We start from the raw sequence: 12,927 nt of genomic DNA, 5'->3' as shown, positions 1-12,927 counted from the left end.
AGATGGCCGAAAGGGTGTGGTTCCCCAGCACCACGGGTCCAAGGCTCGCCGGCCTCATCGACTACCCAGCCGGCCGCGTGCGCGGCTGGGGGGTGTTCTCACATGGATTCACCCTGGGCAAGGACAGCCCCGCCGCAAACCGGATATGCAAACAGCTCGCTCACGAGGGCATCGGCATGCTCCGGTTCGACAATCTCGGCCTAGGTGCCTCCGAAGGCGACTGGGGCAACGGGTCGTTCTCCAACAAGGTCGCGGACACCGCACAGGCGGTTCACTACCTGAACGAGTCCGGCCGCCAGGTCCGACTCCTCGTTGGGCATTCGTTCGGCGGTGCAGCGGTCATCGCCGCCGCACACACCGTGCCCGAAGTCCTTGCGGTCGCCAGCATCGGAGCGCCGTTCGACCCCGGCCACGTTGAGCACAACTATGACGCGCTCGTCGAGCGCATCATGGCCGATGGTGAAGCCCCGTTCCTTATCGGAGGCAAAGCACTGACCCTTCGGCGACACTTCATCGAGGACGTCCGCGCCGCCGACCTTAAAGAGCAGATCCGCACTCTGCGCCGAGCGCTGCTCGTGATGCACTCACCGACCGACAACACCGTCGGCATCGCCAATGCGAGCGACATCTTCCGGGCCGCTCGGCACCCTCGTAGCTTCGTGTCCCTCGAAGGCGCTGACCACCTCCTGACCGGGCCCGGGCAAGCCAAACGTGCCGCTCGCATCATCAGCGCTTGGGCCGACCCGTACCTGACCTGACGGGGTCCCGCACCCCGCATTCGCTCTGGAAAGCGCGTTGAACGCTATTGAAAATATCCTGCTATCTGGGATACTATGACTCCCCCGGTCAGGCCCACGCACGAGCAGCGACGCACGTGCGGACGGACGCCGCCGAGACGAAGAGGAGTGGACATGCGAGTCAGTACGGCGGCAGAAACCGGCAGCGAAGCGGTTGGGAGCATGCGTGAGGGCAAGCTCGACCAGAAGCACTTGCTGTTCGGGGTGGACGGTTCGCCCAACAACTACGACCTGAATCTGGGCGTCACCGGCGGTGGTGGGTGGCGCACGCCGCGGCACAGGCACAACTTCGACCAGATCCGGTACGTCATCGAGGGAAGGTTGCCGTACTCAGAGACCGACTACCTGCCCCAAGGTTGGGTCGCATACTTCCCCGAAAGCGTGCACTACGGCCCCCAGGAGCGCGAAGAGGGTCTTCGCACCATGGTTCTGCAGTGTGGGGGCGCCAGTGGTCAGGGGTACCTCAGTGTCGCCCAGCGCGAAGCGGTCAACGCCGAGCTCGCCAAGACGGGTGAGTTCAAAATGGGTCTGTACCACTGGGTCGACGAGAACGGGGTCGAGCAGGAGGCAGACGGGTCGCTGGCCATCTTCGAGAAGGCGATGGGGCGCAAGCTCGAGTTCGCCGAGCCGCGGTACACCGATGTCATCGCGATGAACCCGAACGCTTTCGACTGGCTGCCGGTCGGCGACGGCGGGGCCCAAGAGAAGTGGGTCGGCATCTTCACCGAGCGCAACCTCAAGATCGGCTTCCTGCGCCTGGAAGCCGGCGCGGTGTACCAGGCCGGGGAGCAGTCCTCGATCGAGATTCTGTTCCAGATCGACGGCCAGGTAACGGCCAACGATTCCAAGTATGGGCCGCAGACGGGGTACGAGTTCCTGCCGAACGAGGGCACCGTAGCCATCGAAGCGCTGGAGCCGACTGAGTTCTTCCGGGCTGTCCTGCACACGTTCTGACCGACGTGGAGCTGCCTTGCCCCACCAACTCAGCAGCTGGCTCAACACACACCACAGCCGCGGCTTGCCTTCACCTGACCACATCAGCAAACTCGGGAGACACCCCTGGGCTGACGGTGTGGTCTGGGTGGGCTGCCGGTAAAGGAGTCCAACGATGGTTTCGTCCCACAGGCGAGTTGTCGTCGGTGTCGACGCCGAGGGACGGTCAGGCGTCGCGCGCGACGCCCGCGACATGGCGCTGGCGCACCCGCCAACCGGTGTCACCATCGAGGAGGTGTGGTGGCAGGCCGAGGTCCCGGCGCGGCTCGACGACGACGGCGCGCGCGACGAGGTTGTGGGGCTGGCCGCGCCTCCGGCCGGGGGAGTAGTCAGGGTGCTCACCGTGCCACCAGCCCCCTCCGACCGGCCGGTTGACCTTCACTACGACGACTCGATGCACGTCATCACGATGCTGAGTGGGCGGCTCGACATCATCCTGGAGGACGGTGACGTGGTCCTGGGCGCAGGCGACACCATCGTCCTGCCGGCCAGCGTGCACGACCTGCGGAACCGTCACGACGAGGACGCCACGTTCCTGTACACGTCCTTTCCCCTCGCGAGGTGAGACTAGGACGCTCCCGCGATGGCGTCACGTGACGTCCCACCAACCGCAGGACCAGCACGACACCATGACCTGACACCGGGCGCGCGCCCCGACCGTCCGCAAGGAGCTCAACATGACCACGAACCGGCCGGCTGCGGACCTGCTCACCGACTACTACGCGGCCATGGAATCAGGCGACCCAGCCAAGTTCGGCTCCTACTACGCCGACGATATGACGCTCACGTTCGGCAACAGCCCCACCATCACCGGTCGGCAGAACGTCATCGACACAATGACTACTGTCCTCGGCACTGTCCGGTCGTTGCATCACGACCTGGTCAACCTCTGGGAGCTCGACAACGGCGTGGTCGTGTACGAGTCCGTCGGGTTTTGGAACCTGTTCGACGGGCAGCAGGTAGCCATCCCCGCGTGCACGGTCCTGACCATCGTCGAGGGCAAGTTCACCGACCAGCGGATCTACGTGGACAACGCACCCGTTGACGCCGCGCTTGCGCGCGAACGCTACGGCGCTGCCGGTTCCACCGCGGCCATGTAATGACCACCGACGCGGACTTGGTCGAGCACCTCGCTGCCCACATCGCAGCCACCACGTACGACCAGCTGCCTGCCGCAGCCGTCGAAGCAGCCAAGAAGAGCGTCCTCGACACGGTCGGGGTCATCCTCGCCGCCAGCGGAATGGAACCGGCCGTCCAAGGAGTCGTCGAGCTGGTCCTGGAAGCGGGTGGGCGCCCGGAGTCGACCGTTCTCGCGTTCGGGGACAGGGTGCCCGCGTTGGCTGCAGCATTCGCCAACGGCGCCATGGCTCACTGCCTCGACTTCGATGACCAGACCCCTTGGGGACAGCACAGTGCGAGCTCCATCGTCCCGGCCGTCCTGGCCGTCGCCGAGCGCCGCGGCACTGTCACAGGCAAGGAGCTCATCACGGCAGTGGCTCTCGGGCAGGACGTCTTCGCACGGCTCCGACGCAACGTCGGATGGCGCAAGGACTGGAACCTGTCGACCGTCCTCGGAGTGTATGCCGCCACTGCCGCCGCCAGCAGCATCCTCAACCTGACCGCGACTCAGGTGAAGCACGCATTGGGCATCGCCAGCATGCAGTCCAGTGGAGTCATGGAGGTGGTGGCCGGCACGGGAAGCAACCTGCGCGCCCTGTACGCCGGCTTCTCCGCCAAGGGCGCCGTTCTCGCCACGCTCATGGCCGACAAGGGCGTGACCGGAGTCGACCGGCTCTTCGAAGGCGAGTACGGAGTCTTCGCCACATACTTCGGAGGCAACTACGACCGGGACGCAATGCTGACCGACCTCGGCAAAGACTTCCAAGGGTCCACGACCCTGTACAAGATGTGGCCTGCGGTCGGAACAGCGCACAGCCACATCAGCGCCACCATCGGTCTCATGGTCGATCACAACATCGCCCCGATCGACATTTCTCAATTGCGTGTCCACGTCGGCGACTACCACCAGCTGATGTGTGAGCCCCTGGACGCGCGCAGGCAGCCGGCAACGATCGTCGACGCCAAGTTCAGCCTGCCGTTCCTTGTCGCGGTGGCAGCCGTCCGTAGGGGCGTTGGCATCACGGACTTCTCCTTAGACGGACTGCGCTCGCCCGAAGTGCTGGACATGGCGCACAAGGTGATGCCTGAGCCAGATGCGTCATTGAACTGGGAGCTGGACCTGCCACCTGGTCGTGTCGAGGTCGTCCTGCACAACGGACAGCGCTATGCGCGGACTGGGCATGACATCCCCGGGAGCTCCGAGAGCCCGTTGACCTGGGAGGACCTTGGGCGCAAGTTCGCCGCCTGCGCCAGCGTCAGCATTGCGCCGCCCTCGGCGCAACGAACCAGGCAAGCTCTGCACGCGGCCCAACACCTCGAGAGCATGGAGAACTGCGCGGACCTGGTCGAACTCCTGGGTTGAAGGCTTGGCAGCCGTCGTCGGTCCAAGCGAGCCACGGACCCTTGCAGCACCGCTCATGCCTTGTTCGGCAATGCTGCCCGCGCAGAACACTTCCCCTGCGCGACGGCAACTCAAGCGCGCAGAGCCGGGGCTGATCAGTCAAGCAAGCGCAGACGCCCTGGATGCGCAATCTGGCTCCCCGAGAACCGTCCCTTTGGCGTGGCGCGCCAGGCGCCGCCTCGAACAAGGAGCAAACCCATGAACGACTTACAGGTCATTCCAGCTCAGACTGTCGCTGCAGCAGGTGACGTGTTCGGCGCCGCATGCTGGCTGGACTCGCTTTGGAACAGCAGCGCCAAAGCAGTTTCCGCAACCGAGGTCGCATGGCAGTGCGACGCGTGGGGAAGCGGGTGCGGACGCGGACGCGGCGACTGGATCGAGGCCGCGATTTTCCACGTCGCTGCTGCAGCGTTCGACCTGGACACAACATGGAACGTCGACGGGCGCGAAGTACTCGTCGTGACCGTTCCGCTCGACAAATTCCCCAAGCTGGCCGCCATGTTGGCTCGGATCGTCGACGAGGCGGAAGCGTGGCCATGGCTGTTCGAGGTTGAGTGGGACGACCAAATCGGGGTCGCAGCAGGTGAGCCGGCCATGTCGTCCTCCGCCGTGACCAACAATCCACACCTGCTGAAGGCGCTGCAGATCGGGTAGTTGGCCAGCCAACCCGGGGCGACACCGCCTCATTCGCGCCTAGCCGGACGCAGCACGCTCATCGTTCGTGGCCGCGACCTGGATGTCGCACTGACGGGGCCGCTGCAGGCAGAGCCCCGCTGAGTGGTGGGCTTCGAGGTTGATCCTCGGTGCCTATGCGCCGCTGTCGATCGCGGCGATGTCACCAGTATCGCTGTCGGGGTAGAGCAGCGCCATGGATCCCTCGGAGAGGTAGCGGCGGTCGCCGGCTTGCCATTCGTCGTGCATGTCGGCCAGGACGGCTCCCACGAGCCTGATCACGGCGGCGGGGTTAGGGAAGATCCCGACCACGCGGGAGCGGCGCTTGATCTCCTTGTTGACCCGCTCGAGGGGGTTGGTCGACCAGATCTTCTGCCAATGAGCTCGCGGGAAGAGGGTGAAGGCGGTGACCTCGGCCTTTGCCTCGTCCATCAGCGGTCCGATCTTGGGAAAGGACTTGGCGAGCTGGTCACGGATCTCGTCCCAGGTGGCGCTGACCGCCGCGGCGTCGGGCTGGGCGAAGATGGTGCGGAACACCGCCGCGACCATGTCGGCGTGGGACTTGGGAACGTGGGCCAGCAGATTGCGGACGAAGTGGACCCGGCAGCGTTGGTGCCCGGCACCTTGGAAGGACCGCTTCAACGCTGCGACGAGCCCGGCGTGCTGGTCGCTGATCACCAGCTTCACCCCGTGCAGGCCGCGCTGCTTGAGCGCGGTAAGGAAGCCGCGCCAGAACGTCTCGTCCTCGCTGTCGCCGACGTCGAGCCCCAGCACCTCCCGGGAGCCGTCAGCGGCGATCCCGGTGGCCACCACGACCGCCATCGAGACCACCTGACGGGTGGTGTTGCGGACGTTGAGGTAGGTCGCGTCGAGGTAGACGTAGGGGAACTCGGTGTGCTCCAGGGACCGGGTGCGGAATGCGCCGACCTGCTCGTCGATGCCGACGCAGATCCGGGAGACCTCGGACTTGGAGATCCCGGCGTCCGCGCCCATGGCCTCGACCAGGTCGTCCACGGCGCGGGTCGAGACACCGTGGACGTAGGCCTCCATCACCACCGCATACAGCGCCTGGTCGATGCGGCGCCGCGGCTCGAGGATCACCGGCAGGAAGGATCCCTTGCGCAGCTTGGGGATCCGCAGCTCGACGTCCCCGGCCTTGGTGGTCAGCATCCGCGGGCGGTGGCCGTTGCGCTCGGTGATGCGGGACTCGGTGCGTTCATAGGGCGCCGCGCCGATCCGTTCGGTCGTCTCGAGCTCGATCATCTCCTGCAACGCGACCCGAACCGACTCACGGATCAGGTCCACGCCATCACCGGCACGGAACGCTTCAAGCAACTCGGACAGGGCAGACTGGGGTAGGGCCATCGGTGGACTCCTCTTCGATGTGTGCTTGGCCGTTCACACCGAAGATCTCGCCGATGGCCCCTTTACCTACGGAGCCCCGCCGATCCACCCCAAAGCCCACCACTCCACGGGACGCTCACGCCGCTGCATGCTCGGCGCAAGGTTCGCCGGCGGCGCTCAATGAGCTGGTGCTCACCTGGCGGCAACGGTCGCCGCGCCCGGTCCAGCCTCTTCCTGCATCAGCCGCCCCGAAATCGTGGCTGCGGCATCCTTGACCGCCTCGATGGCCCGTTCCAGGTGAATGTCCTGACGCTCATGCTCGGCCCAAGCGACACCGACACTGCCCAAAGCAGTTCGCTGATTGCTTAGGACAGGCGCGGCAACGCCGATGACACCGGGATTGAACTCGCCATGAGTCACGTGGTAACCACGCTTCTTGATGTCACCCAGGGTGGTCCGAAACTCCTTCCAGGTGCTGCCGAGCCCGGCCTCATCGATGTCGCCGGCCTGTCGCGGGTAGATCGCCTTCAACCTGTAATGCGGAAGGTACGCCAGGATGACCTTGGATACCGCTCCCTGAAACAACGAACGCCGCTGCCCTCGGGTAAAGCGGTTAGCGGGGCTGTTTGGGGCACGAAACTCTCCGATGCAAAGCACGGAGTCCCTGTACGCGGTACACAGGAGGGCGGAGTGCCCGATCTGCTCCACCAGGTCCTCCAGCACGCCATGGCTCGCCAGCAGCAAGGGGTCGGTCAACCGAAGGTTCAGGTCCATCTCGATGATTCGGGGCCCAAGACTGTAGGAGCCATTCTGGACCGACGCGAGCAAACCCGCGTCGTGCAGCGCCTTGATGTAGCGATACGCCGTCGACCTCGTGGCGTCCAACGCGTCAATGATTGCCGCCGTCGACCACACGGGCTCAGCCTCGGTGAACAGATCGAGGATCTGAAACGTCTTTGCCAGGCTGCTGGCGCCCTCTTCCACCACTGTCATACACACATACATATCCCATTATTTGGGATACTGTCAACTGTCGGTGGCGACCTATTCGCGCATAGTCAGACGGCACTAGAGCTGCATGTAGACGCACTTCGTGTACAGGTAGGTGTCCATGTGCGCAGCACTGCCCTTGGCGCCATACCCACTCAGCTTGGTGCCGCCAAAGCCGACCAGCGGGTCGATGTAGCCGTAGCAGTTCACCCACATGGTACCCGTGTGCACACCGTTAACGACCCGCATCGCGGTCGACAGGTTCTGCGACCAGACGGCCCCACCCAGCCCGAAGTCGCTGTCGTTGGCGATGGCGATGGCCTCGTCCAGGTCGTCGAACGGCAGGATTGACAGCACCGGCCCGAAGATCTCCTCGCGGGCGATCCGCATCTGGTTCGTCACCCCACTGAAGACGCTCGGTGCCATGAAGTAGCCGTCTCCGAGCTCCCCGCCGAGGCGTTCTCCACCGCTCAGCAGCTCGGCGCCCTCATCCCGGCCGATGTCGATGTACGACAGCACCTTGTCCAGCTGCGGCTGGGAGATGACCGGGCCGAGCGCCGCCTGCGCGTCCAGGCTGTGCCCGACGCGGAGGGTCTCCATGAACTCCAGCAGTCGTTCGGTGAACTGGTCGACGATGGGCCGCTGGACCAGCACACGCGTCCCGGCGAAGCAGATCTGACCCGAGTTGGCGAAAACACCCATTGCCGCCCCGGGCACCGCGGCATTCAGGTCCGCCGACGAGCAGACGATGTCGGCGGACTTGCCACCCAGCTCGAGCTGAAGCTTCTTGATGTTCACCTTTGACGCCTCGATGATGCGCCTGCCCGTCTCGGTCGACCCGGTGAAGGCGATGCGGTCGACGTCCGGATGCGCCGCCAGGGCGTTGCCCGCCACAGCGCCAGTGCCGGTCACGACATTGACCACCCCTGCCGGGACACCGACCTCATGCAGAATCTCAGCCACCCGCAGAACCGACAACGAGGCGTCCTCAGCCGGCTTCAGAACCGTCGTGCATCCGCTGGCGAGGACCGCACCGATGATCCAGAACTGACCCCCCAGCGGACCGTTCCACGGGATGATGCCGCCGATGACCCCGACCGGCGCTCTCAGGGTCATCGTGGCCACGTTCCCGGGGATGCCATTCGGCAATGTCTCACCGGTGATGTTGGTGGCTTGACCGGCGAAGAACGCCAACATCTTCATCAGCGCGGATTTGCTGTTCCGCAGCCGCGACACGGGCGCGCCCATGTCCAAAGCCTCGATCTCGACGAGCTCTTCGAACCGCTCGTCCAACACGGCTGCGATGCGGGTCAGCAGAGCCTGCCGCTCGTACGGAGTCCACCTGCTCCAGGGCCCCGTGAACGCCCGACGTGCAGCGCTGACAGCGCGGTCGACGTCAGTGCTTTCGCCGGCAGCCAAAGTCGCGAGAACTTGCCCGGAGGACGGGTTGACTGTGGTCATGGTCTGCCCCGACGACGCGGGGACCAGTTCGCCGTCAACGAAGAGGTGGTGCACTTCGCGGGACAGGAACTGCTGCGCCTGCTCATCAGGAGCGAAACTCTGTTGGGTCGTGGTCACTGCTTTCCTCTCACTGAGGCAGACGCCGTCTCAGTCGAAGACGAAGACGCCCTTGCCTATCTTGCGTTGGTCGAACAACTCGTATGCCTGCTCCGCCTCATCCAGCCGGAACTCGTTCGTGAAGAGTGACTCCACGTCCAAACCTCGCTCCGCCACGAAAGCAGCGCACGCCTGCTGTTCGTTCTTGCCGAACGTCAGCGAGCCCAGGACGGTCTTGTGGTGGGCGATGAGCTCATCGCTGTCCACCTCGACGGGACCAGGGGACACGCCCACCATGCAGGCCGTTCCCCACGGACGGACCGCCTCGATCGACTGGCGGCGCGCCAATGCGCTGCCGCTGCATTCGATGGCCTTGTCCGCCCCGTCCCCGTCACGCGTCAAGGCGCGGACGGCAGCCACGACGTCTTGCTCGCGGCCGTTCAGGAGGTGGTCGGCTCCGAACTTCTCAGCCATGGCGAGTCGCGAGTCCTCAACGTCGATCGCGATGACGCGCGCTCCGAAAGCCTTGGCCAGCAGGGTGACACTCAGCCCAACTGGCCCCTGACCGAAGACGGCGACGGTGTCGTCGGCGGACAGTCCGACTCGCTTGATGGCCCCGAACGCCGTACCCGTGCCGCAGGAGATGGCAGCGCCGGTCTTGAACGACAACGAGTCGGGCAGCTTGATGAGCGTGTGGGCCGGAACCCGGATGAAGTTCGCGTGCCCCCCGTCTGCGTTCAACCCGCCGAAGACCCGGCGCCCGTTCGCGCAGTATTGGGTCCACCCCGCGCGACAGTGAGTGCACGTTCGGCAGCCGTCGTAGTGGTGCACCATGACCCGATCGCTTGGGGCAGCCTCGCTGGGGCGCACGGCGGACCCGACGGACTCGACGACGCCGCAGGGTTCGTGACCCTCGATGACCAGTTCCGACCCGGTACGCGCGGGGCCATGCAAGTGGTGCAGATCGCTGCCGCACATGCCGGAAGCTTTCAGCCGGACGAGCACCTCATCTGGTCCAGGTACCGGGTCTGGCTGCTCGCGGATCTCGAGTTTGCCTTCGCCCAGGAAGTACACGGCCTTCATGATGAACCTTCCCACGAGACCCTGGACTGGCGCCGGCACGAGACCGCGTCATAGACCATCGCCGCGGCCTCGGGTGTGAACGTGTCGTCCATGCGGACGATCGCGCCGTCAAGACCAACGGCGATCAGGAGACGACCGAAGAACGATCCACCGGTGACCGAGCCGAGAGAAAAACGCATCCTGCTCATGAGCCGCGCCCAGTCATAGTCTCAGCACCTTTGCTTCGATGTTCGGCCTTCACGTTGGGGCAGCAGCCGCTCAACGACCACCGACGTGCCTGCGCCGCTGGACCTACCATCGCTCCTCGCACAGACGTCGGAATCGCCGGTGACAGGGCCGTCGCTGCACCCCACCTCAGGTGCACGATATCCTAAACTATGGGATATTTGCAATGCTTCCTGACGTGAACACTCGACGGTCGGCGTCGGGCATCCCCGACCGTCGATCCGCCTGGAACAGCCCAGAAATGATTGACAAGATCTCATTAAATGGGATATGTTCAGCGACGCAGCGGATGGCTCACCTGCCGCAGCCACATCACGCATCAAGCGACCTCCATGGAGAGGTGTGCGTGCCCCTGACCGTGCGACGCCTCGAGGAACGACAATGACGACGCCACCTTCGACCCACACCCCTCATGACTCGGGCGTTCCGGCTTCAGCCCGCGACTTCAGCGTGCAGGACCGGGTGGTCATCGTCACCGGCGCAGGCCAAGGAATCGGTCGAGAGCTGGCCCGACAGTACGCGGCTGCCGGAGCCATAGCCGTCGTGGCCGACCTGGACCTAGCCAAGGCCGAGACGGTGACCAAAGAGATCCATGGAGCCGGTGGCGTCGGGCATGCCCTCCAGGTCGACGTCGGCGACGAGCCCTCGGTCACCGCAATGGTCGACGCCGTCGTCGAACGATGGGGACGCGTTGATGTGCTCATCAACAACGCCTCGATCTTCGCGACGCTCAACAAGGGGCCCTTCGACGAGATCCCACTCCCCGAATGGGAGCAGGTCCTGCGAGTCAACGTCACCGGGACGTACCTGTGCGCCCGAGCTGTCGCCCGCCACATGCGCGCAGCCGGTTTCGGCCGCATCATCAATGTGTCCTCCGACGCCGTCCCCCGCGGCAGCGTCAACTACCTGCACTACGTGACGTCCAAGTCCGCAGTCATCGGGATGACGAACTCCCTCGCACGCGAGCTAGGCCCCTACGGGATTGCCGTCAACTGCGTGCGACCCGGCAGCGTCGCCACCGAGGTCGACCGCGCCGTCAACCCGACGGCAGAGGTGCGCGAGCGCGCCGCCTCTTCGCAGTGCATCCCCCGGGGCATGGTCCCCACAGACCTGGTCGGAATCATGTTGTTCCTGGCTACGCCGGCCTCGGAGTTCATCACCGGCCCAGACGATCGCGTGCGACGGCGGCTACACGCACAGCAGCTGACAGCACCCGACTCACAGACACCCCAGTAGGCGAACGACAGGCAGCCCCAGGAGAGCCACCCATGAAGCAGTACCCGCACCTGTACATCGATGGCGACTGGGTCGAACCCCTCCAGCCGCGCCACACCGAGCTCGTCGACCCCACCCGGGAGGAACCGTTCGCCACTGTCGCCGTGGGCGGGGCGGCCGACGCGGACCTCGCCGTCGCCGCGGCCCGACGCGCGTTCGACACGTTCTCCACCTACTCCGTCGACGACCGCATCGCCCTCATCGACCGCATCGTGCGCGCCTACGAGACCCACCTTGAGGAGTTCTCCGAGCTCATCGCCCATGAAGTCGGCATCCCGGTCAGCAACCGGGCCCAAGTCACCGGACCAGCACAGCACATGCGGGTGGCGCAGCAGGTCCTGCGCGACTACCCATTCGAGTCCCGCATCGGGTCAGCCATCGTGCGCCGCGAACCCATCGGGGTCTGCGGGCTCATCTCCCCGTGGAACTGGCCCATCCAGACCGGCGTCATCAAGGCCATCTACGCCCTCGCCGCCGGATGCACCGTCGTCGCCAAGCCCAGCGTGAACTCCGCCGCCAGCGGCGCCCTCCTTGCCCAGGTCATGCACGAGGCCCAGGTCCCGGCAGGAGTGTTCAACCTCGTCAACGGCAGCGGCCGCGACGTCGGCGACGCCCTGTCCCGAAGCGCCGACGTCGACATGATGTCGTTCACCGGGTCCACCACCGCCGGCCGGCAAGTCAGCGCCGCCGCCGCAGAAACCGTAAAGCGGCTGTGCCTGGAGCTCGGCGGCAAGTCAGCCAACGTCGTCCTCCCGGACGCCGACCTCGAGCGCGCAGCGCGCTGGAACATCCAACGCGCCTTCTTCAACGCCGGGCAGTCCTGCCACGCCCCCACCCGCATGCTCGTCCACCACAGCCAGGTGGACGCCGTGACCAAGTACCTCGTCGACGAAGCAAACCGGTTCCGCCTCGGCGACCCGCTCGACGCCACCACCACCATGGGCCCAGTTGTCAGCGAGGCCCAAGCCAAGTCCATCCGCAACCTCATCCAGAGCGGCATCGACGAAGGAGCCCGCCTCGTCACCGGCGGAACTGAACAACCCGACGGTCTGGACCGCGGCTACTTCATCAAGCCCACCGTCTTCACCGACGTCACCCCCGACATGACCATCGCCAGTGAAGAGGTGTTCGGACCCGTCCTGGCCGTCATCGGATACAGCGACACCGACGACGCCATCCGCATCGCCAACGACTCCCTGTACGGCCTCGGCGGGTACGTTTTCGGCACAGACCACGACCAGGCACGCACCGTCGTGAATGCCCTTCGCGCCGGACGCATCAGCTTCAACGGTGCCGCCACCGACTCCTACTCCCCGATGGGCGGGTACAAGCAGTCAGGCGTCGGCCGCTCCATGGGCCGCTTCGGGTTCGAGGAGTACCTCGAGGTCAAGTCTGTGTACGGGTTCGACGAGCAGGCGCAGGCACTGCCGGCCACGTTCAGCTGACGCCGCCGTAGTCACCGAGGAAGAA

13 protein-coding genes are annotated in these 12,927 nt (G+C 65.4%); 8 read left to right on the top strand and 5 right to left on the bottom strand.

What is annotated here, in order from left to right; genetic code table 11:
• Positions 1-2 precede the first annotated feature (2 nt).
• The 6 genes from PHA84_RS18850 to PHA84_RS18825 all read left to right on the top strand — a co-directional run bounded on the left by PHA84_RS18850 (position 3) and on the right by PHA84_RS18825 (position 4,965).
• On the top strand, positions 3-758 hold the full coding sequence (locus PHA84_RS18850; RefSeq protein ID WP_270889687.1) for an alpha/beta hydrolase family protein: 756 nt from the start codon (positions 3-5) through the stop codon (positions 756-758).
• Between the two features lie 201 nt (positions 759-959).
• Complete coding sequence (locus PHA84_RS18845; protein WP_270889686.1) at positions 960-1,751, top strand: hypothetical protein; 792 nt, start codon at positions 960-962, stop codon at positions 1,749-1,751.
• A gap of 154 nt (positions 1,752-1,905) precedes the next feature.
• Positions 1,906-2,355 carry a cupin domain-containing protein gene (locus tag PHA84_RS18840; RefSeq protein ID WP_270889685.1) on the top strand — a complete coding sequence of 150 codons (450 nt, stop codon included), beginning with the start codon at positions 1,906-1,908 and terminating at the stop codon, positions 2,353-2,355.
• Positions 2,356-2,467: 112 nt separating this feature from the next.
• The gene (locus tag PHA84_RS18835; protein ID WP_270889684.1) at positions 2,468-2,890 is read left to right on the top strand and encodes a nuclear transport factor 2 family protein; all 423 of its coding nucleotides are present in this window, start codon (positions 2,468-2,470) and stop codon (positions 2,888-2,890) included.
• Positions 2,890-4,272, top strand: coding sequence for an MmgE/PrpD family protein (locus PHA84_RS18830; protein WP_270889683.1), 1,383 nt, complete (start codon positions 2,890-2,892; stop codon positions 4,270-4,272). Before PHA84_RS18835 ends, PHA84_RS18830 begins: the two co-directional genes overlap by 1 nt.
• 237 nt (positions 4,273-4,509) lie before the next feature.
• Entirely contained in the window at positions 4,510-4,965 is a 456-nt protein-coding gene (locus PHA84_RS18825; protein ID WP_270889682.1) for a hypothetical protein, read from the top strand.
• 153 nt (positions 4,966-5,118) lie between these two features.
• Here PHA84_RS18825 and PHA84_RS18820 read toward each other — a convergent pair whose 3' ends face one another.
• The 5 genes from PHA84_RS18820 to PHA84_RS18800 form a co-directional block, all read right to left on the bottom strand.
• A complete protein-coding gene (locus PHA84_RS18820; protein WP_270889681.1) occupies positions 5,119-6,348 on the bottom strand; it encodes an IS256 family transposase in 1,230 nt (409 codons plus the stop codon).
• Positions 6,349-6,519: 171 nt separating this feature from the next.
• Positions 6,520-7,320 carry an IclR family transcriptional regulator gene (locus PHA84_RS18815; protein WP_270889680.1) on the bottom strand — a complete coding sequence of 267 codons (801 nt, stop codon included), beginning with the start codon at positions 7,318-7,320 and terminating at the stop codon, positions 6,520-6,522.
• Between the two features lie 75 nt (positions 7,321-7,395).
• Positions 7,396-8,895 carry an aldehyde dehydrogenase family protein gene (locus PHA84_RS18810; RefSeq protein ID WP_270889679.1) on the bottom strand — a complete coding sequence of 500 codons (1,500 nt, stop codon included), beginning with the start codon at positions 8,893-8,895 and terminating at the stop codon, positions 7,396-7,398.
• A 30-nt stretch (positions 8,896-8,925) separates the two neighbouring features.
• Positions 8,926-9,957 (bottom strand): zinc-dependent alcohol dehydrogenase family protein, encoded by a 1,032-nt coding sequence (locus PHA84_RS18805; RefSeq protein WP_270889678.1) that lies wholly within the window; start codon positions 9,955-9,957, stop codon positions 8,926-8,928.
• The gene (locus PHA84_RS18800) at positions 9,954-10,145 is read right to left on the bottom strand and encodes a hypothetical protein (protein ID WP_270889677.1); all 192 of its coding nucleotides are present in this window, start codon (positions 10,143-10,145) and stop codon (positions 9,954-9,956) included. Before PHA84_RS18800 ends, PHA84_RS18805 begins: the two co-directional genes overlap by 4 nt.
• Positions 10,146-10,563: 418 nt before the next feature.
• Here PHA84_RS18800 and PHA84_RS18795 point away from each other — a divergent pair, with 418 nt between their 5' ends.
• Positions 10,564-11,418 carry an SDR family NAD(P)-dependent oxidoreductase gene (locus PHA84_RS18795; protein WP_270889676.1) on the top strand — a complete coding sequence of 285 codons (855 nt, stop codon included), beginning with the start codon at positions 10,564-10,566 and terminating at the stop codon, positions 11,416-11,418.
• Positions 11,419-11,450: 32 nt separating this feature from the next.
• On the top strand, positions 11,451-12,902 hold the full coding sequence (locus tag PHA84_RS18790) for an aldehyde dehydrogenase family protein (protein ID WP_270889675.1): 1,452 nt from the start codon (positions 11,451-11,453) through the stop codon (positions 12,900-12,902).
• The last annotated feature ends 25 nt before the right edge of the window (positions 12,903-12,927 follow it).

Source organism: Pedococcus sp. 5OH_020, assembly GCF_027812955.1.
Taxonomy (GTDB): Bacteria; Actinomycetota; Actinomycetes; order Actinomycetales; family Dermatophilaceae; genus Pedococcus.
This window is presented reverse-complemented; position numbering and strand designations above follow the sequence as displayed.

Bases quoted from the DNA above. Each gene is read 5' to 3' on its own strand.
- PHA84_RS18850 (WP_270889687.1), top strand. From the start codon at position 3: ATGGCCGAAAGGGTGTGGTTCCCCAGCACCACGGGTCCAAGGCTCGCC.
- PHA84_RS18845 (WP_270889686.1), top strand. From the start codon at position 960: ATGCGTGAGGGCAAGCTCGACCAGAAGCACTTGCTGTTCGGGGTGGAC.
- PHA84_RS18840 (WP_270889685.1), top strand. From the start codon at position 1,906: ATGGTTTCGTCCCACAGGCGAGTTGTCGTCGGTGTCGACGCCGAGGGA.
- PHA84_RS18835 (WP_270889684.1), top strand. From the start codon at position 2,468: ATGACCACGAACCGGCCGGCTGCGGACCTGCTCACCGACTACTACGCG.
- PHA84_RS18830 (WP_270889683.1), top strand. From the start codon at position 2,890: ATGACCACCGACGCGGACTTGGTCGAGCACCTCGCTGCCCACATCGCA.
- PHA84_RS18825 (WP_270889682.1), top strand. From the start codon at position 4,510: ATGAACGACTTACAGGTCATTCCAGCTCAGACTGTCGCTGCAGCAGGT.
- PHA84_RS18820 (WP_270889681.1), bottom strand. From the start codon at position 6,348: ATGGCCCTACCCCAGTCTGCCCTGTCCGAGTTGCTTGAAGCGTTCCGT.
- PHA84_RS18815 (WP_270889680.1), bottom strand. From the start codon at position 7,320: ATGACAGTGGTGGAAGAGGGCGCCAGCAGCCTGGCAAAGACGTTTCAG.
- PHA84_RS18805 (WP_270889678.1), bottom strand. From the start codon at position 9,957: ATGAAGGCCGTGTACTTCCTGGGCGAAGGCAAACTCGAGATCCGCGAG.
- PHA84_RS18800 (WP_270889677.1), bottom strand. From the start codon at position 10,145: ATGAGCAGGATGCGTTTTTCTCTCGGCTCGGTCACCGGTGGATCGTTC.
- PHA84_RS18795 (WP_270889676.1), top strand. From the start codon at position 10,564: ATGACGACGCCACCTTCGACCCACACCCCTCATGACTCGGGCGTTCCG.
- PHA84_RS18790 (WP_270889675.1), top strand. From the start codon at position 11,451: ATGAAGCAGTACCCGCACCTGTACATCGATGGCGACTGGGTCGAACCC.